Consider the following 24,234-nt stretch of genomic DNA (forward strand, 5'->3'; position numbering starts at 1 on the left):
ATGAGCGGTGGCCCCGGCGTCCTCCCTCAGCGCAGATCGCGCATCCGCGCTGCGACCGTTCCGGCCTCCCCCGTCCTGCGCTCGGCGGTCACCGCGATGATCAGGAGCACCGCGCCCATGACCGCGAGCGTGATCCACCACGGCATCGACTCGATGCCGCGACCGATCTGCACCGAGAACACGAAGACGTTCTCGATCGGCAGCACGATCAGGCCGAGCAGGAAGGGCGCCGCCAGGCGGTTCCTCGACCCGAGCAGGATGGCGGCGAGGGCCAGCACCATGACCAGGATCGCCCGCCAGGTGAGCGGATCCGTGAACGTGGAGACGACCGAGGCCAGCATCATCGTCGCGATGCCCGGGGCGAGCAGCGCCCACGAGCCGGTCCAGCGCCCCGGCCAGCTGTCAAGCGACGCGCGCCGGGTGTCGGGGTGCGGATCCGGCCTCCGCCGGAGGGCGATCGCGCCGGCGACGAGGAGGAACGCTCCCAACGGCAGCGAGAACCACTCGACCCTCAGGTCGCGCGGACTCCACGCCACGACGGCGGTCACGAACGCGATCGCGAACAGGAACCACGCCGGTGGGGCGGTGGTCGTGCCGACAACCGTGCGGGCGGCGACCGCCACCGTCGCGACCAGGTAGGCGATCATGAGCATCCACATCGGCCAGATCGAGGACCAGTCGCGTTCGATCGCGAACCAGGTTCCTGCAGCGAGGGCGAGCGCGGCCGGCGCACCCAGCCAGCGTGTGCGCCGCAGCGTCGACGCGCTCCCGGCCGCTCGGCGGATGCCCGCGGCCGCGACGGCGAGGGCGGCAGCTCCGACGGCGCTGACCCCGAGGCACAGCGTGAACAGTCCCGCGCCGTGCAGCGACGGCAGCTCGCCGCCCAGCCCGAACCTGATGCCCTGGATGGGCCCCGCCGCCGCCGCCAGCCCCGCGGCGACCAGGGTCGGCATGCGGAGCGCGCGCAGCCGCCGCCGGAGTCCGGCACGACCGTCGCCGATCGACTTCTCGAGGGCGAGCAGCATCCAGGCTGCCCCGAGGAGGCCCACGACGCGCCAGATGACGGGCGACGGCCCGTCTGCCGTCTCGGGCTCCGCGAGAGAGATGAGCGCGAGGATCGGCAAGAGCGCGATCAGAAGTCCGGCGGAGTACAGGGCGGTCGCCCGCCGCCCTCGGATCGTGAGCAGCACCGCGACGACCGCCGCCCCCAGCGCCGGCGGGAGCAGATAGGCCTCGAACAGGTCGACACCGGCCATCCCCCACACGCACCACAGCGCGCCGGTGAATGACGCCCCCGCGACGGACCACGCGTAACGCCGGCCGCTGAAGAGTCCTGCGGCGACGGCGCCGAGGCCGATCACCACGAGAACGATCAGGGTCGTGCCGAGCCCTGCGGCTTCGCGCCCCACGGAGAGACCGACCGCGATCATTCCGGTGAGCACCGCGGATGCCTCGATCGCCACCCGCGCGGCATCCGCGGCGAACGCCGAACGCCCCCGGTGCAGCAGCGCATCACGGACGAGGGCTGATGCGGGCAGCGCCAGGCCGACGAGCACCGCGACGATCGGCAGGGCCACGGGCGAACCGCTCGAGTCGAGCAACTGGGCGCCGAGGCAGACGACGACGACGGCGAGCGTGGGCACGAGCATCGCCGCAGCCGCCGTGCGCACCGGCACGGTGAGTCCCGGCCGGCGGGTCAGCAGCAGCGTCAGCGCGAGCACGGACATCAGCCCGGTCGACAGGGCGGTCCATCCGCTGCGCTCCACGATCACCTGCAGCACCCCGATCCCGAACGGAACGGTCGAGACGACGAGCACCGCCTGCCAGCTCCGCGCGCCGACGAAGGGCAGGTAGGTGGCGAGGATCGCGACGACGAGACCGGCGGATGCGGTGAGGCACAGCCGAGCGATCCCGTCGACCCCACCCTCCCCCAGCGCCGTCGCGACGACGAGCAGCGCGTACGAGAAACCGGCCCCGACGGAGAGGAAGCGCCATCGCGACGGCTGCACCGCGCCGAGAGCGGCGAGGCCGATCAGCGTCGCCACTCCCGCGACGGGCACGGCATCGATGTCGCGCCAGGCGACCATGACCGCCGTGAGGAGTGCGAGATAGGCGGCGACGACCAGCATCGTCCGCACTCCCCTGCCCGCCACGCGCCCCGGCATCCACCGGATCACCGCGGCGACGGCGGCCGCCGTTCCCGTCAGCACGGCGATCGCGGCGGGCAGCACGAGCAGACCGCCGCAGCCCAGCACGAGCAGGGCGAGGGCGAGGGCGACGAGAGACAGCCGGGCGGCAGGGGTCGCGAGCCGCGCGATGCCGACCCGGGTGCGGGCGACGAGGTGCAAGGCACCGAGACCGGCGCTCAGCACTGCGAGACCGAGGGGCGTGCCCCCTCCGACGACTCCGGAGCCGTCGACCCACTCCGCTTCGCCGACGAAGGCGGCGACCGTGAGCGCACCGGTGACCGCGGCGGATGCGAGCAGTGCGACCGCCGGCAGGGCGAACACGGTCAGCGCCCCACCCGCGACAGGGCCCCGCGGCACGCGGCGCGGCAGCGGAAGGAGCGCGCCGACCGCCACCAGGGCCACGGATGCCGCGGTGGGCGCGATCGCCAGCTGCCAGGAGGCGTCGACTTCGCGTACCGCGGGGACCGCATAGACCCCGAGCAGGATCGCCGTCGCCCCCGTCACCCCGGCGAGGAACGCCCACAGCGGCGTCAGCGCCTGACGCGCGGCGATGACGGCATGCGCGGCGACCAGTACGAGCATCCCGCCCGTCGCGAGCAGGAACAGCGAGACGTCGTCGATCTCGACCCGCCACACCAGGATCAGCGGTGACGCGATCGCGATCACCTGCGCCCCGACGAGGGCGACCCGTTCGGGCGCGGGCGGCCGCAGGAACCCGATGGCCGCGGCACCCGCGAACGCGACGCCGAGGGCGCCTGCCGTGGCCGAGAGCGCCGTCGCCCCCGCCAGGCCGAGCATCGCCGGCGTCAGCGTCAGCGCCACGACAGCCACCCACTGCCAGACCCGGATGGCGCGACGCCGCCCCGCGCTCCGCACGGCCGGGGCGACGACCGCCGTGACGACGGCGGCGGTGAGCCACGGATGCACCTCCGGCGCCGCGAGCTGGGCGACCGCGTGGACGTCGAGTCCGGCGAACACCAGCCCCAGCGCACCGACGGCCTCGGCTGAGAACCGCAGTCCTCGGCGCGCGAGCAGCCACGCCCCGCCGAGGAACAGCAGGGTGATGAGACCGACGATCACGCTGCGCAGGGCACGGTCGGCGAGATCCGGGTTCAGGTACGTGAACACCACGGCGGCGACGGCGACGAGCCCGGCCCCCGCCGTCGCGAGCACGGACTGCAGCGTCGCACTGCTCTGCGGCGCGGAGACCGTCGTCGACGCGGCCGTGGGATTCGCACGCGCCGCCGCTGCGCGGGGCGCCGGTGCCGGCGGTGCGGTGGCAGGTTCGGCAGCGACCGGCGGGATGCGCTGCAGCACCGCATCCCGTGCGCGCATGGCACCTGCGGCGGTCAGAGACGCCCTCCACAGCTCCGATCCGACGGGGCCGCGGAGATCCGCACCGCAGGTACGGCACCATCCGTCCGCCAGCTCGGCCTGACACACCGGGCACGTTCCGAGGTCGAGCAGGTGCCGGGCGACGGCCTCACCCCAGGTGAGCGCATCGGTCGACGGCGGCGAGGACTCCAGAGACGTGGGGGTCATGACTGCTCCTCTGTCTCGGGCACCCAGCGCAGGATGTCGCCCGGCTGGCACTCCAGCACCCGGCAGATGGCCTCGAGCGTCGTGAAGCGCACGGCCTTGGCCCTGCCGTTCTTGAGCACGGCGACGTTCGCGGGGGTGATCCCGATGGCATCCGCGAAGTCCTGCACACTCATCTTCTTCATCGCGAGCTGCACGTCGAGGTCGATCACGATGGGCATCAGACGACTTCCGAGAGGTCCTGCTCGAGTTCCAGCGCCTTGCGCAGGAGCCCGCGCAGCACCACGACGAGCAGGGCGAGCGCCGCGCTCACCACGATGCCGAGCACGGCGAGCAGCGTGAGGGACAGCGACACGGCGCGACTGCCGACGATGACGACGTACGAGACGAGGATCAGCACCCCCGCCGCGACGAGCGCGCCGAGGATGATGTCGACGTACCGGAACGCCTCGACGCGGAAGATGCGATCGGTCTGCACCAGCGACAGGAGGAACCAGACGCAGACGAGCGTCACCTCGATGAGACCGATGAAGATCACCGCGCCGATGATTCCGGGAACCTCGAGCTGGTCGACATCGGGGTTGCGGATCGCGGTGATGCGGGCGACGGCGGGGATCACGAGCGTCTGGCTGGCGACCAGCAGACCGAGGAGGAGCACGATGAGCGCCTTGAGAGCGCGAGAGATACGGGGTTGCATGGTTCGCCTATCGATCGCCAATGGGTATCTATCGAAAAACGATACCTATCGGGCGTCGACGTCGCCAGTCACCGCCGCGTCTCCCAGCAGATATGCAGACACACGCGAGGCCGCCGGAGTCTGGGGAGCCCTGCGGCCGGAAGCGCGCCGCTCAGGCCTGGTCGGGGTCGAACGGCGAGTCCAGCGACTCGGTGAGCTCCGCGAGGAGCGCCTCGATCTGCGGCTCGACATGCTGCGAGATCGCCGCCTGGATGTAGATGCGGTGGCGCAGCAGGATGCGGCAGATCTCACGTCCCACCATGTTGGCGTACTCGTCGGCCAGCGACACCTCCTGCCGCAGCGCCGCCTTCGCCTCCTCGCTCAGCGGCGGAAGCGGAGGCAGATCGGCGACCGCCTCGTCGGCCATGCCGGCGATGGTGAAGAGGAAGGGCGCGCCGGCGACGGGCTCGGGGTCGAGCGGCAGGCCGTCGAACTCCGGATCGAGATTCTCTGTGGGCCGGTAGGTGCGCGCGCGGTTACGGGCCGCCTGCTGGTCGAGTTCGCGCTGCAGCATCGGCAGGTTCTTCGACGTGTAATCGGCGACCGCATGATCGACGATCGTCTTGATGCGGGTCGAGAGGCCGTGCTGCACGCCGTGCGGGGTGTTCGAGCCGATCCCCGCGGCAGAGAGGATCGGGGATCCGAGACAGCGCCGGCAGGGCGCGACGCGGCCACGGTGGGTGGCCGGCTCCCAGCGCGGCACCCAGCGGATCCAGGCCTCGACGGCCTGGTCTACCTGCGTCTCCAACGAGCGCTCCACACCTAGAGCGTACGGCGCGCACGGCCTGCTCGCGGCGATTCGCACCCCACGGCGGGGCGTCACTCCTCGTCGTCGCGCTCCCAGGGCCACTGCGGGCGCTCCGCCCGGGTGCGTCGGAGGGCCACGCCGCTCCACGCGGCGATCGCAGCGGCCAGAAGAAGCACCGCGCTCGCGCCTCCGCGCACGAGGTCTCCCGCGACCACCGTCGCCACGATCAGATCCCCGCCTGCGACCGCCACCCCGCCCCACACTGCAGCCAGATGCGCCAGCGCGGTCGCGAGCGCGACGGCCGGGGCGGAGATGAACGACGGGCGCGACCTCTGCAGCGCACCGCGCAGCGACATCGCGAAGACCAGCAGCGCGATGATCATGCCGACGACCCCGGGCACCGGCCCGAGTCCGGGGACCGCGATGATGTCGCGATCGGTCACGATGCTGACGGCGCCGAGCCCGAAGACGGCCAGCGCGAAGAAGCCGATCGTCGCGAGCACCAGCGCCAAGACGGCCGAAACCCCCGCGGACTCGGGTCCACGGGGGTTCGGCGATGACATGGCAGAGACTATCGCGAGAGCGTCGGGCCGGCTTCGAGGGTGCGCTCGTACTCGCGCTGCGCCTCGGCGTTGAGCTCGGTCTTTCGTGCACCGCTGCGGGCCACCCAGGCACCGAACCAGATCGTCAGCTCCCGCGCGAACACGAACGCCGCGATCGCGAGCGGGTGGAAGAGCTGCGACGACACCAGCTCGTTGCCCTCGCTGGCGGTGAGCTGCCAGAACGGCGCACCGAGGAGAGCACCGAGGATGTGACCGCCGTAGGCGATCACGCCGACGATGATGCCGAAGACGACCCACAGACCCCAGCGGCCGCGGTTGATGAACGCGCCGAGCAGCCAGAATCCGAGGAAGAACGCGACGACGGGAACCCAGAAGCCCCAGGTGGTCAGCGGTGCGAGCGCGGAGTCGCCGAGGTTCGCAGTGGTCACGTCACCCGCGACCGCACCGAGCCCGAGGGTCGCGGCGAGGTACAGCACGGCGAACGCCACGGTCGCGAGCAGGCCGATGGCGCCGGCAGTGCCACGGTTGCCACGCTCGCGCGGCGCCTCGGGGGCCTGGACGAAGATCGGCTGCTGCTGCACGGGTACGACCGCGGGCTCGGCGACCACAGGCTCGGACGCGACCGGCTCGGCAGGCACGACGCGCGTGGCGATGTCGCTGTTCGACGAGTACGCGTCGCTGTTCGACGAGTACGCGTCGCCGGCGATCGAGGAGCGCTCCGGGGCGACGGGCGGCACGTATGCCGCAGCGTGGTCGGTGCTCGACGCGTCGGACGTCACGTCGGGCTCGGGATCCAGGTACCGAGGGTCGTTGAGCTCGGGCGTCGAGAAGGTGCCGGGGTGGTCGTTCTCGGCGGCCTCGAAGGCTGCGACGTCGGGATCGACCGCAGGACGCACCCGGGACTCGTCCGCGGACGCACCGGGAACTCCCGCACCAGCCGCGGCGGCGGCATCGAGTCCCTCGTTCGCGCTGTCGACGACGTCATCGACGTCCTTCGGCCGCTCGGGCTGGGGAACCTCGGGGTCACTCATGGGGGTGCGCCTCTCATCGGATGTGTGCAGTGCGAGATTACCGCCGCGCGCACGCCCGCCGACGGAGGCGTGCCGACGTGTCGCAGAGCCGACGCGCGGCGCGGATCCTCCCGCACCGCCTCGGGGATCGTGATCAGGGGGAGGTGGCGCGCAGCGTGTCTCCGACGAGGGTGGCGATCGCGGGCACCAGGGGGATCGCGAACCAGACGAGAGCCGCGATCACGCCGGTGCACAGCACCGCGGCGATCCAGCTGACCACCATGTTGCGTCCCGAGACTCGTGCCATGTGCTCACGGTACGACTGCGGGGGTCCTGTACCGGGACGCAACGCCGACGACGACGGCGGTATCGATACACTTTGGGTATGGCTGACAGTTCCTTTGACATCGTCTCGAAAGTGGATCACCAGGAGGCCGAGAACGCCCTGAACCAGGCTCGCAAGGAGATCGAGCAGCGCTATGACTTCAAGGGCACCGGCGCCTCCATCGCCTGGAGCGGCGAACAGATCCTGATCATCGCCGGCACCGAGGAGCGCGCGAAGGCCGTGCTCGACGTCTTCCAGAGCAAGCTCATCAAGCGCGGCATCTCGCTCAAGAGCCTCGAGTCGGGCGAGGCGTTCGCGAGCGGCAAGGAATTCCGCATCGTCTCGACGCTCAAGGACGGCATCTCGTCGGAGAACGCGAAGAAGATCAACAAGCTGATCCGCGACGAGGGCCCCAAGGGCGTGAAGAGCCAGATCCAGGGTGGCGAGCTGCGCGTGCAGTCCAAGAGCCGCGACGACCTGCAGTCCGTGATCGCGCTGCTCAAGGGCGCCGACCTCGACCTCGATCTGCAGTTCATCAACTACCGGTAAGAGCGCCGTCTGACCTGGAATCGACGGACAGCGGGCATGGTTCCAAGACGCGCCCGCGCTCCGAGCGCTCGCTGACCGCCTCCGGGCGGAACACGGAGAGCCCAACGGGTTAGTGGCTGCTCTATGACGCATATGGAACCCTGGCTCTCGATGAATGCAGCCGCTGTCCTCACGGGACGATCGAAGCGAACCATCCGTCGGTGGCTCGCCGACCCGGACCTCAGGATCAGCACCGAAAATCACGACGGCGTCCGCGTCATCAACACCCAAGACCTGCTCAGGGTCGAGAGGTGGAAGCACGCGTATACAGTCGCCCCGACGTTCGGTAGGGAACTTTCCCCGAGAGTTTGAATGTGTCCAATGTGACCGGGGTACTGTGAAAGAGTCGCCACACTGTCGCACGAAGCCCCGGTCCCTCCGAGAAGGAGACCGGGGCTTCGTCAGACTAGGTCTCCCGGATCATTCCCTCGCCGCACATCAGATAGGCGACGCTGTCATCGTCTGCTAGCTGTCGATCATTTCTGATTCGTGTGGTCTCGCTTTGGGGGTCGAGGGCCCAGGATCTGATTCGTCCGTTCATCCGGTCGAGCCGCTTTCGTCGAATCATCGACTTCTTGGCCTTGGTTAGCACGGAATCATCATCACGTGGGATGAGCCATTTTGAGAGGTGCTTGAGGTCGAACCTCGTCATCGCCAGCAACTCGTCGGCGCCTGGAACCAGGCTCTGCTCGAGAGCCACGCGTGCGTCGATTTCTGCTTGCTCCAGCTGGCTGCGACTTGGCGACTCCTCGCTACCTACTCGAAGATAGCGAGGCTTCAGTGACTCGACCACCCAGCGATGTAGGACGCGCGCATCATCTATCGCCATGTCCTGCATGCGAAGCTTCGAAGCCTCGCTCGCCCTTTCCTCTGCCGCCTTTGTGCGCTGCGTCTCGACATCTTTCGCCAACCGATTTGCGCTGGTCGCAGCAAAGACAGCCGCCCAAGTAACAGCGACCGTCGCTAGACCGACGATTCCCGGAAGGATGATCTCCGCGAACCACTCGAATAGGTCGTGGTCCCGAGCCGCCGGCACCGGCACACCATTGAGGACGATGAACGGAAAGCCAACATTCCAGAGCGCACCCACGGCGCGAGACCAACCCATCCCCACAGCATTCCAGATCGAAACCCCGACCCTCACCACGAGGACACCGGGGCTTCGCATATGAGCTCGGCGGCGCTTACTCGACCCGCTTGATGGACTGGACGTGGTCCGCGGAAATCGCGTAGACAGTCACGTCCTGGGAACTGGTGAAGTAGAAATACCCATCGGCATGACGGAACTTCACTGCCCCCTCGACCTTCTCACTGTTGTCGTACCCCTCGTTGATCACGTAGTTCGCCATTGGCAGTCCTTTCTCTCGCCGCACCCAGCGCACGGGTATCGGCCAGCTTACGAGCGGCATCCGACATCAAAGCAGTCCCGAAGATCCCCATCTAGCCTTCGGGCCCGGTGGGGGTCTTGGCGCGTTTATGCGTCTAGCTGAGCACAGGAACGCCTACGAAGTAGGGTGCGAGGCCATCTTTGTGCCACTGCATCATCGACTCGCGATTCCGTTTGACGTTGGGGTCGCTAAGGTGCGCGACGTACCACTTACGCGCAGCGGTGACTATGTCCATGGAAAACTCTCGGATGTCGAGATTCAGGACGTCACCCATCAGATTGTTGTGGGCCGTTACCACGCCCGGAATGGTGAAGACGATGCGTGAGTACTGCTTCGCCCGTGAGCGTCCCTGGTGGAGGACGCTGCAGCGCAATTTCCAGACATCCTCTGGGAGGAGCCACCGGTAGCGGTGACCGAGATTGTCCTCGAACCAGGCTCTGTAACGTAGACCTGTCGACTCGCCGTTATCAGACGCGAGCGCTCCACAGATATCGGGCAAGGCCAAGGCTGACGCGAGGGCGACAGTCCATAGTTCGGCGTCTAGCGCTCGTTTGATCTCCGTAGTCAGCTCACCAATCACATGGCGACTCTAGCGGCTCATCGCCTCCGCGTGCCGTGGAGCGTATCCGAGGGCAATAAGGCTCTGATCTAGCCGAGCCCACCCGGGATTGTCTTCGTACCAGCCCTCGTCTCGAGCGCGCGCGACGATCTGCACGATCTCGTGCTCCACCTCGCGCTTCTGCGTCTCGTTCATGGAACAAGGTTAACACCGTGCCGCAGAGCAGGGCAGGGGGTAGAGAGCGCGTCTCCCGTCGCACGTGGCGGTCCGACTACCGCGATGTCCGGCGCGGCCAGGATACGCCCGTGTGCGCCTCCAGTGTACGATGATCGGCTTGTGCGCGCCGGGCGGCGCCGACGGCGATCCACGGCTCGAGGCCGGGGAGGTCGCGTAGCGTGGTCGCAAGGGTGATCGTGTAGGCGCCCTCGTAGAACCCGATCCACGAGCCGACCGCTTCGCGCAGCACCTCGACGCGGTCGCCCGCGGTGGCGAGCAGCTGCTCGACGACCGGGGCCAGGTCGGTGGTGTACCGGTTGCGGGAGCGGATCGCTCCGAGCTCGATGCTCAGGAGCGTATCGGCGGAGAGTCTGGACATGGCCGATGCCTTTCTCCGGCCGAGACCTGTCGAGTGTACGCCGACGACCAGACGGTTTGCACGGTCACCGTCGACGACGAGCCGTCGTTCGTACTCGCTGACATCTGCGCCGTGCTCGACATCGTGAACCCGTACAACGTTGCGGCGTGCCTCGACGAGGACGAGAAGGGTGTCCGCCCGCTGGACACCCGCGGCGGCATCCAGTCGGTGACGATCGTGAACGAGTCCGGCATGTACCAGGTCGTGCTGCGGTCAGATAAGCCGGAGGCCCGCGCGTTCAAGCGCTGGGTGATGCACGAGGTGCTCCCGAGTATCCGCCGCACTGGCTCGGCACGATAGAGACGGCCCGCAGCATGATGCTCTATCCAATAACAGGTGCTTCGTGCGTTTCTGGCGCCTTCGGGAGATTCTCAGGCTTGATGGCAGGGTTCGCTTTCTTAAGCTTCCGCCGCTCATTCACGATCGCCAAGTTCGCTCTCGTAACCTTGTCCGAGCGGCGGCCAGCGCGCCACGCGACGATCACTCTTCGGAGTGTTGCGTACTCAGCGTTTGCCCACTTCGCGTCCTCGACGAACGACAACTGGTACGCCACCTCCCTGATCTGTATCGCAATCACCCGATCATCCTTGCGCGCCCGGGCGATGAGCATATCGAGGCCAACATCGAGTGCCACTCGGTCAGGTTCCTCCGGCGCCTCCGAAGGTTTCTGTGCGGTTTCTTGGGCAGCGAAGTGCTCTATCAGTCGCGCTTTCCAGGCGACGAAATCGCGTGCCGTGCGAGTCATCGCTGTGGATAGCGCCTCGACTGCATCCGTCAGCCCTTGCTCATATCGCTCGTTGCTTTCGCCCCGGAATACTAACCACGCCGCGAGCCCGGCGAGGCCAGCACCGACAAGAGTCGCCGCGAACGTAGCGAGAACACCTTCCAAGTCGAAGGCTGAGAGCTCGTTGGCGATGCGCTCAATCTGGCATCGGAGGGTGTTGGGGTCGCAGGTCACGCTCCGCACTCTATCTGGGGTGACCTGATGCACGTCTGGCCTATGAACCAGCCGGCTTGTGGCCGGTCAGCTACGCCAGCAGTCGTGAACGTCGGGACCATCAATTGCCGGTGGCATCTCGACGTCCTGCGTTTGATGCAGGTGGCCGCACTCAGGGCATGCCCAACCCCGACGACGTCGCACATCACGACGTCATCGTTCGGGCATTGCGGCTGCACTCCGACGCTGATGTCAGCCATGCCAGCCAGCGTAGGCGGCGACCGAGTCCGCGCCGGGTGCTGACGCCGGCCCGGTCCACCGCTACCACCCCCTGCATCTCGTCCACGGTGAGAGGGTGGACCGGGTGCCAGGCACGCTCAGCGGCAGCTCGCGGTGAGAGGGGTGCTGCTTTCTCCGCGATTTCTGCGATCACGAGGCCAAGGTCGCGCAGTGCCTGGGAACGAGTCTTGGCTGGTGCTTGACGGATCAAGAGCTGGCAGACTTCCGTGCTTGAAGCGACTGACGCGCTCGGTAAGCTCATCGAGGCTCAGCGGATGCCCGAGGGACCAAGCTTTCTCAGCTACTTCGCGAGGCGGGAGTATGCTCGCCACCGCCCACCACTCAGCGATCACCAACCCGAATTCTCTAAGTGCTTGCTCTCGTGTCTTCATCATGGTCAGGCAGACGACCTGCATGAGCCCCATAGATGGACGGACTGACCCCGTACTCACGACAAAACAGGCCGCTGAGTACGTCGGACTCAGGCCGCAGACGATGCGCCTGCTGAAACACGCGGGCGAAGGCTCCGTCGTCCTCAAACACGGCCGCCTGAACGCCTGCTATCCGGCCGACCTCGACGCCTGGCTAAAGGAACGACTGTCGTGACCAACCGAGAGGAGTGTCTGGTCGAGCTTGCGGAGCACCTTCTCGTCGTGGCAGCTAACCCCTGCAACTCCGAAGAGCATAAGACGGCTGTTCGCCCACGCGTCGCCCATCATCCGGTCACACGCTAGGTTGAGCGCATGAATGTGGCGACCCTCAACCGCACCGAAGAGGCGCACCTAGTGGCGACTCGGAAGCTCCCTGATGACTTGTCGTTGACCGAGTACGGGGACCTTGTCGACATGATCAGAGCTCTGCATCGCGGGGCTAGCTGGGCGATCAATCCGCTCATGTTCGATGCGGTTGTAGCCCCGCGTCTGCCCGAGGCAAGGTTGGTCCGCGCGCAGTATGGTTCCGATTGGGTATTGATCCTGTCGATATCCGGGGGGATCACCGGTATCCTCTTGTCGCTCGCGAAGGTAGTCCGGGAGATGACAGAGTCCGCGAACCTTCAGCTGTCGATGGGCGGGTTCCATACTGCGGAGGTTCGTGAGCGCAACGCGAACGCGGAGAAGACCGAAGCCGAGACTGAGTTGCTCCGCGTGCAGATTGAGGAACGTCGCCGAGCGCTTGAGACGCACGATCTGGACAGAGAGTTGCGGGCGGCTCTATCCAAGGCTCTCGCAGATCACGGATTCGAAGCCGCCGCCGCACGTCTGGAGCCGTTTAAAGGCCCCGGCGCAGTCGCATCCAACGGCATCTCGCGAGCACTCATCCATGCGATCAGAGACCTGTCAATCTACGACATACAGCTGTCGATCGAAGAGGAGTGAGCCTCCAGAGTCGACGCTAAGACGAGCTCGGTCTACCTCCGGCCCAGTGCAGCCAGCCGGGGCGGCATCGCCGCCTATCCTTCGCGCAGCCGGGTGTTGAGCCAGGCATCGAGGTCGGCCGGGTAGTAGACATTCAGGCGCCCTTGCGTGAACACGACCGGCCCAGTTCCGTTCCACTCATGACCTGCAGAGTGTGCGGCTTGAGGCCGACATAGTCCGCCGCCTGCTTGGTAGTGAGAACCGGCCCGTGGCGGACATTGGTCGGTGCGTGATCAGGTAGACCCTCGCTTGCGTGCGTCATGACTCGCAGGCTAGTCCGCAGAGAGTGCGCAAAATTCCCACAAACCGAAACGGTTAGCCAACAACGGCCACCGGCCCGCCCGCGGAATCAAGGGAGCCCCGCGACCTGCCAGCATCCCCCACCACCCTGAACGCGATTCATCAACTACCGCCGAGGGCCGAAGGACGAAAGGGGCAGATGCGCGACATCCGCCCCTTCGTCGGACACGCGGCCGCGATTCCATTCCGATATATAGTCACGGCCGACGGTGACCGGCGGGTGCCGACGCGCCCGCCGACCATGGTCCGCGACCCGGAGATCCCAGTCAGGAAGCGGCATCGCGGCGCATGATCAGGGTGATGAAAATCACCCTGTGGATTGTTGGCATCGCGCTCGACTTCATGATGTAGTTGCCGTCCGGGCACATCATGGGGGCCCGGATCTGGGAAGCAACTGGGGGCGATCCATGACCAGCAACAGTTCGATGATGAGTACTCGAGGGAGCAAACAGCTGCTGGCGGAGGAGGTCTTCCAGCACATCGGGGCGCAGATCATCGAGGGGGTGCTGCAGCCGGGGCACCGCATCCGCGATATCGAGGTGGCCGCGGAACTGCACGTGTCGCGGACACCGGTGCGAGAGGCACTGCAGCGACTCGAGCGTCTCGGCCTCGTGATCATGTACCCGAGCAGATACACCGAGGTCACCGAGGTGACGCCCGAGACGGTGCAGCAGACCCTCGAGTTCGCCGGGTATCTGGCCGGCGCGGGGGCGCGTATGGGGGTCGCCCGGATGAGCCGTCCGGACCGCGAGCATCTCGCGGACCTGATCGGGGAGATGCACACCGCCCTGGATGACGGCGAGGAGATCTCGCGGACGCGGTGGGCGGTCTTCTCCTTCCTCACCGAGCACAGCCGCAACCTGCAGCACCAGACGATGACCAACGCCGCGAGCATGGCACTGTTCCGCAACCTCCGCGGCTGGATCGTGCCCGAGGACGATCGCGAGCGCATGGTGCAGGTGTACCGGGACTTCCGCGAGGCGGTGCTGCGCGCGGATGCCGACGCCGCAGAGCAGTTCGCCAGGCAGATGCACTACGTCTGAATACATCCATCGTATGACCGGCGGGTCGGCTGGCCGGCGGAGCTCAGTGAGCCGACGACCAGCCGCCGACCCACCGATCGAGGCGACCGTACGCTTCTTCTCTCGCCTCCCGGCGGGACAGGAAGATGTCGTGGAGCGCTCCCTCGATGCGCTCCACGGTGACCGAAGGGCCGAGCTTCAGCGCAGCCCGCGCGATGTCATCGACCACGAGCACGGAATCTGCGCGGGTGAGGTCGTCGGACCAGCGCGTCGGCCGCGCGGACCGCGACGACAGCATGACGCAGACAGGGGCGTCGATCGCCAACCCCGCCGCCACCGCGGCGTGCCCGGTCAGAATCGCATGGAACCATCCGGCGTGAACGGCCATGGACTGCGCCGGGCGCCACAGCGGATTGACCTCGACCGGGTCATCGGGGTCGGCGACCTCCTGCTGCGCGCGCGTGTAGAAACCCAGATCGACCTGCGGCGCGACCTCCCTCGGGGCCCAGCGTGCCTGGAGCTCCGCCACCGTCGCGATCAGCGGGCGCACGGAGGCGACCTGGAACTCGAGCCACGGGCTGTTCAAGATCACGGCATCCACGGTGTCGGGATGCCGTGACGCCCAGAGGCTGAGGACCAGGCCACCGGTGGAGTGTCCGAAGAGCACCAGCCGTCGCGAGGAGGCAGCCCCGTCGGCCCCTCGCCCCATCGCCGCCAGTGCGGCCCCGATGTCCTCGTCGTACGTGGCGAGGTCGGCGATGTAGCCCGGCGTCTGACCGTCGCGCAGGCTGCGTCCGTATTTGCGCAGATCGAGCGCGAAGAAGCGCGCCCCGCGCGTGGTCCAGAACCGCGCGAGACGCTTCTGGAAGAAATAGTCGGACCAGCCGTGGATGTACAGCACGTCGACGTCCTCCAGCCGTCGACGGTGCCCGCGGACCTGATCCCACCAGCGCTGCTCCGGCGGCAGACTCCGCACCAGGGTCGCGGAGACGGGCCCCTCGTCGTCCTCGCCGAGTTCGAGTGCGAGCTGCTCGAACTCGTCTCCGAGGACGTCCGGTCTCCACTCAGCCATGCCGCCAGGCTAGCCGAACGTCCACGTCTACTGCGGAGCCGTGGGCCCGACCGTCAGGTTGCGCACGGCCGCCGTCGCCAGAGGAGACGGATCCGCCGCGCCGGCCCCGTTATCGAACGTGACGAATCGGATCCAGTCGATGCCCAGCCGCACGTCGAGGATGCTCTCGCCGTATTCGCCAGAACTCGCCTTCGCGGCGTCCGCCCCCTCGACGTCGACCGGGGCACCGTCGAGTTTCTCGAACGCCCATGCCCCCGCCGGGAGCGTCGTGATCCTCAGGTGACTGGAGATGTCCCCCAGGTCGCCGGTCGCCGAGGTGTAGTAGCAGATCCGAGAGCCGTTCACGTAGTGATAGACCTCGGCGGGAATCCCCCACCCGCCGAAATCGGTGAAGAGGACAGCGTCTGCACCGACGATTCCGCTCAGTTCCTGCTCGCTGATGAACCGCTCACACGGGACACCGATGATGTCGCTGGCGATGTACTCGACCTCGCTGCTGCTCGCGGCCGCAGACGACGCGAGTCGACGCATCGCCTCCTCCGCGCGCGCAGTGTCGCCGTCGTCGAGCCCCGGGTCCGTCACGCTCGCGGAGAGCAGCACGTCGCCGTCGGGGAACTCGAACTCGCAGCTGCCCTCGCCGCACCCGCCTCTTTCACCCCAGTAGCCCTCCCGTTCGGTCGCACCGGCGATCGCTGCCTCGGCATCGGGGAGGATCGTCACCTCCCAATAACGCCCCGCGTCGCCCGCAGAGCACGCGATGCCGCCCGCACGCTGGAACATGTACTGGGCGGGCCCGGGGATCCAGCTCATCGTCGACACCACAGACAGCGCGGGCTCGACGGGGCTGGACGGCTCCCCCACGAGGTCTCTCATCTCGGCGGCGACGTCGTCGCACGTCACGTCGAACGCGGCCTCCGGCTCGACGATCGGCTCGGGTGTGGGCGTGGTCGTCTCCGATGCCGACGGCGATCCCGACGGCCGCGGCGTCGGAGTCGGCGCCGCCGTGCATCCGGAGATCAGAAGCAGAGCGGCCGTGCCGAGCACGAGGAAGGAACGCAGTCGCATGCGTCCAGCCTAAAGACGCCCTCGCCCCGACACGCGAGGTGCCGACAACGATCAGATGACGGTCACTCGCCGCGGGAGACGCGCACCATCTCGTCGCGCGGCACGACCTTGACGCGGGCGCGCTCGTGCGGTGCGCCGAGGGCGACCTCGTGCTCGTCGAGCCGGTGCCAGCCGTCGAGATCCGTCCACTTCACACCGCGTTCCCGAAGCAGAGCGGGGATCGCCTCTTCGGACGGGTCCTCCGGGTGCCACCAGGAGCCCTGGTCGTTGATGATGTGGCGAACGGTCTCCATCGCGTCGGACTTCGTGTGGCCGATCAGGCCCACCGGGCCGCGCTTGATCCAGCCGGTGGCGTAGATGCCCGTCATCTGCTGGTTGGAGTCCTTGGCGAGCACCTGTCCCTCGCGGTTCGGGATCACGCCGTGCTTCTTGTCGAAGGGCACCCCGGGCAGCGGCGAACCGAAGTAGCCGATCGCACGGTACAGGGCCTGCAGCGGCACTTCGCGCATCTCGCCGGTTCCGACCGCTCCGCCCTGGCCGTCGGGGCGGGTGCGCTCGTAGACGAGGGCGGCGACGCGACCGGCCTCGTCGGTGCGCACCTCCACGGGCCGCGCCCAGAAGTGCAGGTGCAGCCGGCGCGAGGCGGTGCCTCCGGCATTGTTGACGGAATCCCTCTTGCGCCATGACTGCAGGACGCGGTCGATGACCATCACCTGCTTGTTGCTGGCGACGGCGTCCTTCGAGGCCTCGTCGTAGTCGAAGTCCTCGTCGTAGACCACCATGTCGACGTCACGCAGCTCGCCGAGCTCGCGCAGCTCGAGTGGGGTGAACTTGACCTGCGCGGGACCACGGCGGCCGAACACGTGGACATCGGTGACCTCGCTGGCCTTCAGCCCCTGGTACACGTTCTCGGGGACCTCGGTGACCAGCAGGTCCTCGGCGTGCTTCGCCAGCATCCGGGCGACGTCGAGTGCCACGTTGCCGTTGCCGAGCACTCCGACGGATGCCGCATCGAGCGGCCACTCGCGGGGGACGTCGGGGTGGCCGTCGAACCAGCTGACGTAGTCGGCTGCTCCGTACGAGGCGATCGCATCGATGCCGGGGATGTCGAGCTCGGTGTCGCGGATCGCACCGGTGGCGAAGATGACCGCGTTGTAGTGCTTCTTCAGGTCGTCGATGGTGACGTCCTCGCCGAACCGGACGTTGCCGAACAGCCGGATGTCGCCACGATCGAGCACGTCGCGCAGAGCCGTGATGATGCCCTTGATGCGCGGGTGGTCGGGGGCCACTCCGTACCGCACGAGACCGTAGGGTGCGGGGAGCTGCTCGAACAGGTCGATCGAGACGTCGAACTTGCGCTCGGCCTTCAGCAGGATGTCGGCGGCGTAGATGCCGGCGGGGCCCGCTCCGACGATGGCCAGTCTGAGCTTGGTCATAAGGGTCCTTTCGTATGCCGTCACGTCCGGAGTGCGCGGCCGCGGCCGCGGCGCCTCAGCTGGAGCGTTCGACGAGGGTCTCTGCGAAACGGGTGAGCGCCTCGCGCACCGTGCCGCGCGGGAGCGCGGTGAGGGCGGCGATCGCATCCTTCGTCCAGGAGTGCGCGAGCGCGCGAGTCTTGCTGGTTCCGACGTGGTCGCGCAGCTCGGCGAGAGGCCCGTCGAGGATCGACGGATCTGCGCCGTCGGCGATGCGCGCGACGCCGTCGTCGATACGGGCGGCGAGGTCGATCGACGCGTCGTCGGTCTCGGCCTTCAGCAGCAGGTACGGCATCGTCGGCACGCCGGCGCGCAGGTCGGTGCCCGGCACCTTGCCCGTGTCCTCGGGTTTGGCGGACAGATCGATCACGTCGTCGAGCAGCTGGAATGCGACGCCGATCTTCTCGCCGTACACGCGCAGCGGCTCCTCGTATGCGGACGAGGCGTTGGAGAAGATGACGCCGCCCTGCGTCGCCGCGGCGATCAGGGAGCCGGTCTTGTCGGCGAGCACCTGCAGGTAGAACTCGATCGGATCGTCGCCGGGCTGCGCACCGAGGGTCTCGTGCATCTGTCCGAGCACGAGCCGCTCGAAGGTGTCGGCCTGCAGCCGGATCGCGCGCTCACCGAGACGCGACATCAGCTGACTCGCGCGGGAGAACAGGATGTCGCCGGTGAGGATGGCGATGTTGTTGCCCCACACGGTCTGCGCGGCGGGCACGCCCCGGCGGCGGTCGGCGCCGTCCATCACATCGTCGTGGTACAGCGAGCCGAGGTGGGTGATCTCGAGGGCCTTCGCCACATCGATCACGGCGTCGATGTTGCCGTCGCCCAGCTGCGCCGCGAGAAGCGTCAGCACGGGCCGGATGCGCTTGCCTCCGGCCTCGTAGAGGTAGCGGCTGGCGGCATCGGCCAGCGGGTCGGCGACGCGCACGTCGTCGGCGAGGCCGGTCTCGACCCGCTCGAGCCCCTCCTCGATCGCCTGGGCGACGCGGCGTCCGGCCGTGCCGATGAAGACACGGTCGCTGAAGCCGAGACGGCTCGCCAGTCGCGAACCCGGGGCAACGCGGCTCGAAGTCACGATCTCAGCCTACCTTCGTCAGGGGTGCGGGTCCGCGCCCGGTGTTCACGCGGGCTTGAACGCCCGGTGCAGGGCGACGATCCCGAACGAGAGGTTGCGGTACTCGACCTCGGACCAGCCGGCTTCGCGGATCCACGCCGCGAGCTTCTTCTGATCGGGCCAGTCGCGGATCGACTCGTTCAGATAGTCGTAGGCGTCGCCGTTGGTGCCGGCGACCCGGGCCACGCGCGGGAGCACCTGCGAGTTGTAGAAGCGGTAGGCGGCACGGAACACCGAACCCGGCGGCGTGGAGAACTCGTTGATCACCAGGCGACCGCCCGGCTTGGTGACACGCAGGAGCTCGCGGAGCGCCTTCTTCGGATCGTTCACGTTGCGCAGCGCGTACGACATCGTGACCGCGTCGAACTCGGCGTCGGCGAACGGGAGGTCTGTGGCATCCGCCTGCACGAACGAGAGATTGCGGATGCTGCCGTGACGGCGCTGGCCCTCGGCGAGCATGCCCGGCGAGAAGTCGGCCGCGACGACCTGTGCACCGCTGCGGGCGAGAGAGGCCGACGACGATGCCGTGCCCGCCCCGAGGTCGAGGATCTTCTCCCCCGGCTTCGGCGCCACGGCGCGGGTCGTGGCCGCGCGCCAGAGCACGTCGTTGCCGACCGTCATCGCCGTGTTCGTGCGGTCGTAACCTGCGGCGACCTGGTCGAACATGCCGCTGACGCGGGCGGGGTCCTTGCCGAGATCGGCGCGGTTTGCTTCGTTCGGGGTCACGGGTCCAGTCTAGGCGCGAGGGCGAGGCCCTCGAGGCGGTCGAGCCAGCGATCTGCCGTGGCATCGTCATACGGCGCGACGCGCGCGAGCACCTGCTGCTCCAGCTCGAGCGCGAGGTCTTCGAGCCGGGTCACGACCTCGGCCGGGTACCCGTACCGCGCACTGTGCTCGGCCCACTCGTCGCGGTCGTCGACCCAGGTGCCCCGCTCCCCCTCGACGCGCACGACGTCGAGGTCCATGTCGATGCCGGTCGCCAGCAGCGGATCGTCGGTCCAGCGCACCTCCCATCCGAGATCGATGTAGATGCGCATGCCCTTCGGGTGATCGCGAGTCACGGTCAGGGCGAAGTCGGTCCGGCGCGGGACGAGTGTGACGTTCGGCCCCTCGGCGACGAACGACGCGCCAGGACGCGCGCTTCGCCACCCCACCGGCTGTCCGATCCAGTCGCCCCACTCGTCGGCGCCGAGGTACACGCACTCGTGCCGCCAGTGCGGGGAGCCGTCCCACTTGCGCCACTGGAAGATCATCTCGGCACCGGGGGCGGGTCGCGCATCGCTCATGCGCTCAGCGTAGGCCGCGCCCCCGACCTTTCCCCTGGGCGAAGAACTAGGCTGGAGGGGTGAGCAGCAGGCTGGTCGTGGAGACCCGTGAGATCGATCCGGTCGAGGATCTCCTGGCGTTCGCCGACCCGGCGCGGCCCCTCGCGTGGCTCCGGCGCGGAGACGGGATCGTCGCCGTGGGCGACGTGGTCGTCGACACCGTCCGGGTGCCGGCAGGCGCGGCGCCGCTGCGATCGGCCGCGATCGCCGACGCCTGGCGCGAGCTCGCACAGGACGCCGAGATCGACGACGAACTCGGGCTCCCCGGCTCCGGACTCGTCGCGTTCGGAGCACTGACGTTCGACGAGGACTCCGCCGCCGACAGCGTGCTGATCGTCCCCTCGCTCGTGATCGGGCGTCACAGCGGGCGCACCTGGATCACTCGCATTCGCCTCTCCTCTTCGCCCGCCGGTGCGGCGGAAGGCGCCGCGACGCACGAGTACGGACCGCACTGGGCGGGAACCGTGGGGCCCGGCGCCCAGAGCCCGCAGGGCTATCAGGATTCCGTGCGTCAGGCCCTCGGGCGCATCGCGGGCGGCGAGCTCAGCAAGGTGGTGCTCGCGCGCGACCTCACCGGCAGCATCCCGGCGGGTTCCGATCTGCGGCGCCTCGTGCGGGCGCTGTCGACCGGATACCCCGACACGTGGGCCTTCGCCGTCGACGGGCTGATCGGAGCGAGCCCCGAGACCCTCGTCACCGTGCAGCAGCGAACCGTGACGGCACGGGTGCTGGCCGGAACCATCGGCCGCGGCGCCGATGCGGACGCCGACACCGCGGCATCCGCTCATCTGGCGTCCAGCACGAAGGACCTCGACGAGCATCAGTACGCCGTGCAGAGCGTGCTCGCGTCGCTGCGCCCGCACACCCGGGCTCTCGCGGCGAGCGAGCAGCCCTTCCTGCTGAAGCTGCCGAACCTGTTCCACCTGGCGACCGACGTCGAGGGAGAGCTCGCCGACGGCGGCTCGTCGCTCGACCTCGTCGGCGCCCTGCATCCCACGGCGGCGGTCGCGGGCACGCCGACCACCGCGGCGATCGCGGCGATCCGCGAGCTCGAGCCGTTCGACCGCGGGCGCTATGCCGGTCCGGTCGGCTGGGTCGACGCCGCCGGCAACGGCGAGTGGGCGATCGCGCTGCGCTGCGCGCAGTTCACTCCCGGCGATGACCGCATCGACGTCACCGCCTATGCGGGTGCCGGGATCGTCGCGGGCTCCGATCCCGAGTCCGAGCTGCTGGAGACGCGGGTCAAGTTCCGCCCCCTGGTCGACGCCCTCGCCTGATTCCTCTCCCCGACGCGTTCACGATTCAGCAGGGATGCCGCAGCGGAGGCCCCGGAGTGACCGTCGCGGCCGCCCTGACGCCGCCCATGCTGAATCGTGAACGCTCCGCGAGGAGTCAGCTCGCGGCGAGGCGCTTCTTCTCGGCCTCGACGTCGAAGTCCGCGGCCGGCCACTGCGGATCGATCCGCTGCAGCGCGTCGAGAAGCAGCTCCTGCACGGCGAGGCGGGCGAACCACTTGTGGTCGGCCGGGATGACGTGCCACGGCGCGACGTCGGTCGACGTGCGGTCGAACACCGTCTGATACGCCGCCATGTAGTCGTCCCACAGCAGTCGCTCGTCGACGTCGCCGGGGTTGTACTTCCAGTGCTTGTCCGGCCGTTCCAGTCGCTCCATGAGTCGGGACTTCTGCTCCTCGGGCGAGATGTGGAGCATCACCTTGACGATGCGTGTCCCGGAGGCGGCGACCTGGGCCTCGAAGTCGTTGATCGCGTCATATCGTCGCTCGATCTCGGCGGCGGGAGCGAGCGAGCGCACGCGCCCGATCAGGACGTCCTCGTAATGCGACCGGTCGAAGACGCCGATGAACCCGGGCTCGGGCAGCCGCGTCGAGATGCGCCAGAGGAAGTCGTGCTGCAGCTCCTCGGGCGTCGGCGCCTTGAACGCCGTGAGCGCGACACCCTGCGGATCGACACCGCCGACGACGTGACGCACGATCCCGCCCTTGCCCGCGGAGTCCATCGCCTGCAGGATCAGCAGCACGGAGTCTTCGGCCACCCCCACACGACTCTCGGCGAAGAGCCGCTCCTGCAGGGTGTTGAGCTCCTCGAGCCCCGCCGCGAGGTCCCGCCTGCCGTCGGCCTTGCCGCCGCGATACCCCGGGGTGCTCCGCGGATCGACGTCTGCGAGACGGAATCCGTCGCCGACCTGCAGGGCCTTCGCCCACTCATGCGCTGTCATGCGTTCATCCTGCCACCGCGGACGAGGGCTGTCGCGGCGAGTTCAGCGCGCGAGCGGCACTTCGATCAGCTGCCGTCCGCCGGCGGGGGTGGTGAGGGCCTGATCGAGAGCCGTGCGCGTGGTGATCCGCTGATACTCCCAGCCGTAGGCGAGGGCGAGGTTCTCGAGTCGCACCGTGTGGGGCGTGTAGAAGGCCCGGTCGAGATCGGCCCGATCGGCCGTCGCCGCGACCTCCAGCCCGTCGAAGATCGTGCCTCCCCCGTCGTTGCCGACGATCACCTGCAGTCGGGGTTCGTCTTCGTCCGGCGGAAGCAGCAGCGCACCGACATCGTGCAGGAAGGCGAGGTCGCCGAGCAGCACGCGCGTCACCCCGGGTGCACCGCCGGCCTGGCTGGCGAGCGCGATGCCCGTCGCCGTCGCGATGGTGCCGTCGATCCCGGCGAGACCGCGGTTGGCGTGCACCGGCACCTTCTTGCCGCCCAGCACCGCGTCGGCCACGCGCACGAGCCGCGACGATCCGAACATCAGCCGGTCGTGCGGCCAGGTCGCGCGCCAGACCGCGTCGACGAGGAGCTCGCGATCGAGCGGACGCCGCACGGCGGCGAGCTCCGCCGCGACCGCCTCACGACGCGCCCCGGGGTCGGCCGAGGCGAGTCCCTGCTGATCGGGGGCGCGCTCGCTGAGGTCGACGGCGCGCCGTGCGGATGCCGCGAGCCAGGCGCCCAGCCACTCGCGATCCGCCGATCCCGGGGCCACCGCCACCGAGGCCGTCGCCGTCGTGCGCCCGTTGAGGTCGAGGTCTTCCCCGCCGCGACGCACGGCGATCGCCTCGATATCGTTCCGCGCCAGCAGCCGCACGACCTCGCGGCTCAGGGTCGGGTGCCCGAAGACCACCGCGCGCTCGATGCGGCCGCCGAGCTCGGCGTCGCTCAGCAGCGCGCGGTACCCGTGCACGACCTGACGTCCGAAGCGGGTGCCGCTGACGATCTCGGCGATGAGCGGCCAGGATCCGGCGTGCGCCAGCTCCTCGGCATCGGGCCCCGCGTCGGCACCGGCGATGACGACGGTACGAGGACCCCGCTCGAGGACGAGCGGTTCGGCCCGCGGAGGACGCGGGGCCTCGCCCGGTGTGATCTCGAGTGACGGCTGCTCTCCCGAGAGGGGCTCGCGCGCGGGCAGGTTCAGGTGCACGGGGCCGGCGACGCCGGGGAGGCCGTGCGCGGCATCCGCTCCCATCGCGACCGCGACGGCATGCGCCGCGAGTCCCGACCAGTCGCCGTCACCGTCGCCGCGGCCCGGCACCGGGGCATCGATCTGCTCCCGCGCCCAGGCGGCGAACATCCCCGGTTGGAGAGTCGCCTGATTCGCGCCGACGCCCCGCAGCTCCGGCGGGCGGTCGGCCGTGAGCAGCAGCAGCGGCACGCCCGAGTGGAACGCCTCCATGGTCGCGGGCAGCAGATTCGCGACGGCCGTGCCCGAGGTGCACAGGACGGCGGCGGGCACCCCCGTCTCGCGGGAGAGCCCGAGGGCGGTGAACCCCGCCACCCGCTCGTCGATGCGCACGTGCAGACGCAGGTGTCCGTCGTTGGCGGCGCGCACCGCGGCGAGCGCGAGCGCCTGCGATCGGGAGCCTGGCGAGAGCACGAGGTCGCGCACTCCGTGGCCGATGAGCTCGGCGATGAGGGACGCGGCCGCGTCCATGGCAGGCGACGA

General features: G+C 68.7%; 27 protein-coding genes. 6 read left to right on the top strand and 21 right to left on the bottom strand.

From position 1 onward, the window contains the following. Window positions 1-26: 26 nt before the first annotated feature. The 7 genes from DXT68_RS13330 to DXT68_RS17090 all read right to left on the bottom strand — a co-directional run bounded on the left by DXT68_RS13330 (window position 27) and on the right by DXT68_RS17090 (window position 7,092). On the bottom strand, window positions 27-3,731 hold the full coding sequence (locus tag DXT68_RS13330) for an SCO7613 C-terminal domain-containing membrane protein (protein ID WP_045253856.1): 3,705 nt from the start codon (window positions 3,729-3,731) through the stop codon (window positions 27-29). Further along, window positions 3,728-3,949, bottom strand: coding sequence for a helix-turn-helix domain-containing protein (locus DXT68_RS13335; protein ID WP_045253857.1), 222 nt, complete (start codon window positions 3,947-3,949; stop codon window positions 3,728-3,730). Before DXT68_RS13335 ends, DXT68_RS13330 begins: the two co-directional genes overlap by 4 nt. Continuing rightward, window positions 3,949-4,425, bottom strand: a complete 477-nt coding sequence (locus DXT68_RS13340) for a DUF2975 domain-containing protein (protein ID WP_045253858.1) — start codon at window positions 4,423-4,425, stop codon at window positions 3,949-3,951. Before DXT68_RS13340 ends, DXT68_RS13335 begins: the two co-directional genes overlap by 1 nt. 151 nt (window positions 4,426-4,576) lie before the next feature. Beyond that, entirely contained in the window at window positions 4,577-5,224 is a 648-nt protein-coding gene (locus DXT68_RS13345; RefSeq protein WP_045253859.1) for a hypothetical protein, read from the bottom strand. A gap of 59 nt (window positions 5,225-5,283) precedes the next feature. Beyond that, entirely contained in the window at window positions 5,284-5,775 is a 492-nt protein-coding gene (locus tag DXT68_RS13350) for a DUF6121 family protein (RefSeq protein WP_045253860.1), read from the bottom strand. 8 nt (window positions 5,776-5,783) lie between these two features. Continuing rightward, entirely contained in the window at window positions 5,784-6,806 is a 1,023-nt protein-coding gene (locus DXT68_RS13355; protein WP_045253861.1) for an ABC transporter, read from the bottom strand. A 133-nt stretch (window positions 6,807-6,939) separates the two neighbouring features. Next, complete coding sequence (locus tag DXT68_RS17090) at window positions 6,940-7,092, bottom strand: hypothetical protein (RefSeq protein WP_167541591.1); 153 nt, start codon at window positions 7,090-7,092, stop codon at window positions 6,940-6,942. 78 nt (window positions 7,093-7,170) lie between these two features. Between DXT68_RS17090 and DXT68_RS13360 the strand changes: the two genes are divergently transcribed. Then, complete coding sequence (locus tag DXT68_RS13360; protein ID WP_045253862.1) at window positions 7,171-7,659, top strand: YajQ family cyclic di-GMP-binding protein; 489 nt, start codon at window positions 7,171-7,173, stop codon at window positions 7,657-7,659. A 445-nt stretch (window positions 7,660-8,104) separates the two neighbouring features. Here the strand turns inward: DXT68_RS13360 and DXT68_RS13365 are convergent, their stop codons facing one another. From DXT68_RS13365 to DXT68_RS13375, 5 genes are all read right to left on the bottom strand, one after another. Further along, window positions 8,105-8,806: a hypothetical protein gene (locus DXT68_RS13365; protein WP_156149280.1), complete on the bottom strand. Its 702-nt coding sequence runs from the start codon at window positions 8,804-8,806 to the stop codon at window positions 8,105-8,107. A 76-nt stretch (window positions 8,807-8,882) separates the two neighbouring features. Further along, window positions 8,883-9,047, bottom strand: a complete 165-nt coding sequence (locus tag DXT68_RS16975) for a hypothetical protein (RefSeq protein ID WP_156149281.1) — start codon at window positions 9,045-9,047, stop codon at window positions 8,883-8,885. A gap of 133 nt (window positions 9,048-9,180) precedes the next feature. Further along, window positions 9,181-9,666, bottom strand: a complete 486-nt coding sequence (locus DXT68_RS13370) for a hypothetical protein (RefSeq protein WP_052677690.1) — start codon at window positions 9,664-9,666, stop codon at window positions 9,181-9,183. A gap of 9 nt (window positions 9,667-9,675) precedes the next feature. After that, on the bottom strand, window positions 9,676-9,840 hold the full coding sequence (locus tag DXT68_RS16980) for a hypothetical protein (protein WP_156149282.1): 165 nt from the start codon (window positions 9,838-9,840) through the stop codon (window positions 9,676-9,678). Window positions 9,841-9,916: 76 nt separating this feature from the next. Then, complete coding sequence (locus DXT68_RS13375; protein WP_045253864.1) at window positions 9,917-10,240, bottom strand: hypothetical protein; 324 nt, start codon at window positions 10,238-10,240, stop codon at window positions 9,917-9,919. A 33-nt stretch (window positions 10,241-10,273) separates the two neighbouring features. Here DXT68_RS13375 and DXT68_RS13380 point away from each other — a divergent pair, with 33 nt between their 5' ends. Then, on the top strand, window positions 10,274-10,579 hold the full coding sequence (locus DXT68_RS13380) for a BRO-N domain-containing protein (protein WP_052677691.1): 306 nt from the start codon (window positions 10,274-10,276) through the stop codon (window positions 10,577-10,579). A gap of 22 nt (window positions 10,580-10,601) precedes the next feature. Here DXT68_RS13380 and DXT68_RS13385 read toward each other — a convergent pair whose 3' ends face one another. Continuing rightward, window positions 10,602-11,237, bottom strand: coding sequence for a hypothetical protein (locus DXT68_RS13385; RefSeq protein ID WP_045253865.1), 636 nt, complete (start codon window positions 11,235-11,237; stop codon window positions 10,602-10,604). Between the two features lie 579 nt (window positions 11,238-11,816). Here DXT68_RS13385 and DXT68_RS13390 point away from each other — a divergent pair. The 3 genes from DXT68_RS13390 (at window position 11,817) to DXT68_RS13400 (ending at window position 14,253) form a co-directional block, all read left to right on the top strand. Beyond that, the gene (locus DXT68_RS13390; RefSeq protein WP_156149283.1) at window positions 11,817-12,101 is read left to right on the top strand and encodes a helix-turn-helix domain-containing protein; all 285 of its coding nucleotides are present in this window, start codon (window positions 11,817-11,819) and stop codon (window positions 12,099-12,101) included. A 137-nt stretch (window positions 12,102-12,238) separates the two neighbouring features. Beyond that, the gene (locus DXT68_RS13395) at window positions 12,239-12,871 is read left to right on the top strand and encodes a hypothetical protein (RefSeq protein WP_045253867.1); all 633 of its coding nucleotides are present in this window, start codon (window positions 12,239-12,241) and stop codon (window positions 12,869-12,871) included. A 767-nt stretch (window positions 12,872-13,638) separates the two neighbouring features. After that, window positions 13,639-14,253, top strand: coding sequence for a GntR family transcriptional regulator (locus DXT68_RS13400; RefSeq protein WP_235564187.1), 615 nt, complete (start codon window positions 13,639-13,641; stop codon window positions 14,251-14,253). 43 nt (window positions 14,254-14,296) lie between these two features. Here the strand turns inward: DXT68_RS13400 and DXT68_RS13405 are convergent, their stop codons facing one another. The 6 genes from DXT68_RS13405 to DXT68_RS13430 form a co-directional block, all read right to left on the bottom strand. Beyond that, window positions 14,297-15,304 carry an alpha/beta hydrolase gene (locus tag DXT68_RS13405; RefSeq protein WP_045253869.1) on the bottom strand — a complete coding sequence of 336 codons (1,008 nt, stop codon included), beginning with the start codon at window positions 15,302-15,304 and terminating at the stop codon, window positions 14,297-14,299. A gap of 27 nt (window positions 15,305-15,331) precedes the next feature. Beyond that, window positions 15,332-16,369, bottom strand: coding sequence for a hypothetical protein (locus DXT68_RS16985; protein WP_045253870.1), 1,038 nt, complete (start codon window positions 16,367-16,369; stop codon window positions 15,332-15,334). Window positions 16,370-16,431: 62 nt separating this feature from the next. After that, a complete protein-coding gene (locus tag DXT68_RS13415) occupies window positions 16,432-17,805 on the bottom strand; it encodes an FAD-dependent oxidoreductase (RefSeq protein ID WP_045253871.1) in 1,374 nt (457 codons plus the stop codon). Between the two features lie 55 nt (window positions 17,806-17,860). Further along, on the bottom strand, window positions 17,861-18,922 hold the full coding sequence (locus DXT68_RS13420) for a polyprenyl synthetase family protein (protein WP_045253872.1): 1,062 nt from the start codon (window positions 18,920-18,922) through the stop codon (window positions 17,861-17,863). A 45-nt stretch (window positions 18,923-18,967) separates the two neighbouring features. Further along, complete coding sequence (locus DXT68_RS13425) at window positions 18,968-19,627, bottom strand: class I SAM-dependent methyltransferase (RefSeq protein ID WP_244268170.1); 660 nt, start codon at window positions 19,625-19,627, stop codon at window positions 18,968-18,970. Between the two features lie 56 nt (window positions 19,628-19,683). Next, the gene (locus DXT68_RS13430; protein ID WP_045253874.1) at window positions 19,684-20,247 is read right to left on the bottom strand and encodes a DUF402 domain-containing protein; all 564 of its coding nucleotides are present in this window, start codon (window positions 20,245-20,247) and stop codon (window positions 19,684-19,686) included. Window positions 20,248-20,306: 59 nt separating this feature from the next. Here DXT68_RS13430 and DXT68_RS13435 point away from each other — a divergent pair, with 59 nt between their 5' ends. After that, window positions 20,307-21,563, top strand: a complete 1,257-nt coding sequence (locus tag DXT68_RS13435; protein ID WP_045253875.1) for an isochorismate synthase — start codon at window positions 20,307-20,309, stop codon at window positions 21,561-21,563. A gap of 115 nt (window positions 21,564-21,678) precedes the next feature. On the opposite strand, the gene DXT68_RS13440 is transcribed toward DXT68_RS13435, so the two are convergent. Together DXT68_RS13440 and menD are read right to left on the bottom strand one after the other, a co-directional pair. Continuing rightward, complete coding sequence (locus tag DXT68_RS13440) at window positions 21,679-22,521, bottom strand: polyphosphate kinase 2 family protein (protein WP_045253876.1); 843 nt, start codon at window positions 22,519-22,521, stop codon at window positions 21,679-21,681. Window positions 22,522-22,563: 42 nt separating this feature from the next. After that, complete coding sequence (gene menD, locus DXT68_RS13445) at window positions 22,564-24,222, bottom strand: 2-succinyl-5-enolpyruvyl-6-hydroxy-3-cyclohexene-1-carboxylic-acid synthase (RefSeq protein WP_052677692.1); 1,659 nt, start codon at window positions 24,220-24,222, stop codon at window positions 22,564-22,566. Between the last annotated feature and the right edge of the window lie 12 nt (window positions 24,223-24,234).

The sequence above is a fragment of the Microbacterium foliorum genome (genome assembly GCF_003367705.1).
GTDB lineage: Bacteria > Actinomycetota > Actinomycetes > Actinomycetales > Microbacteriaceae > Microbacterium > Microbacterium foliorum.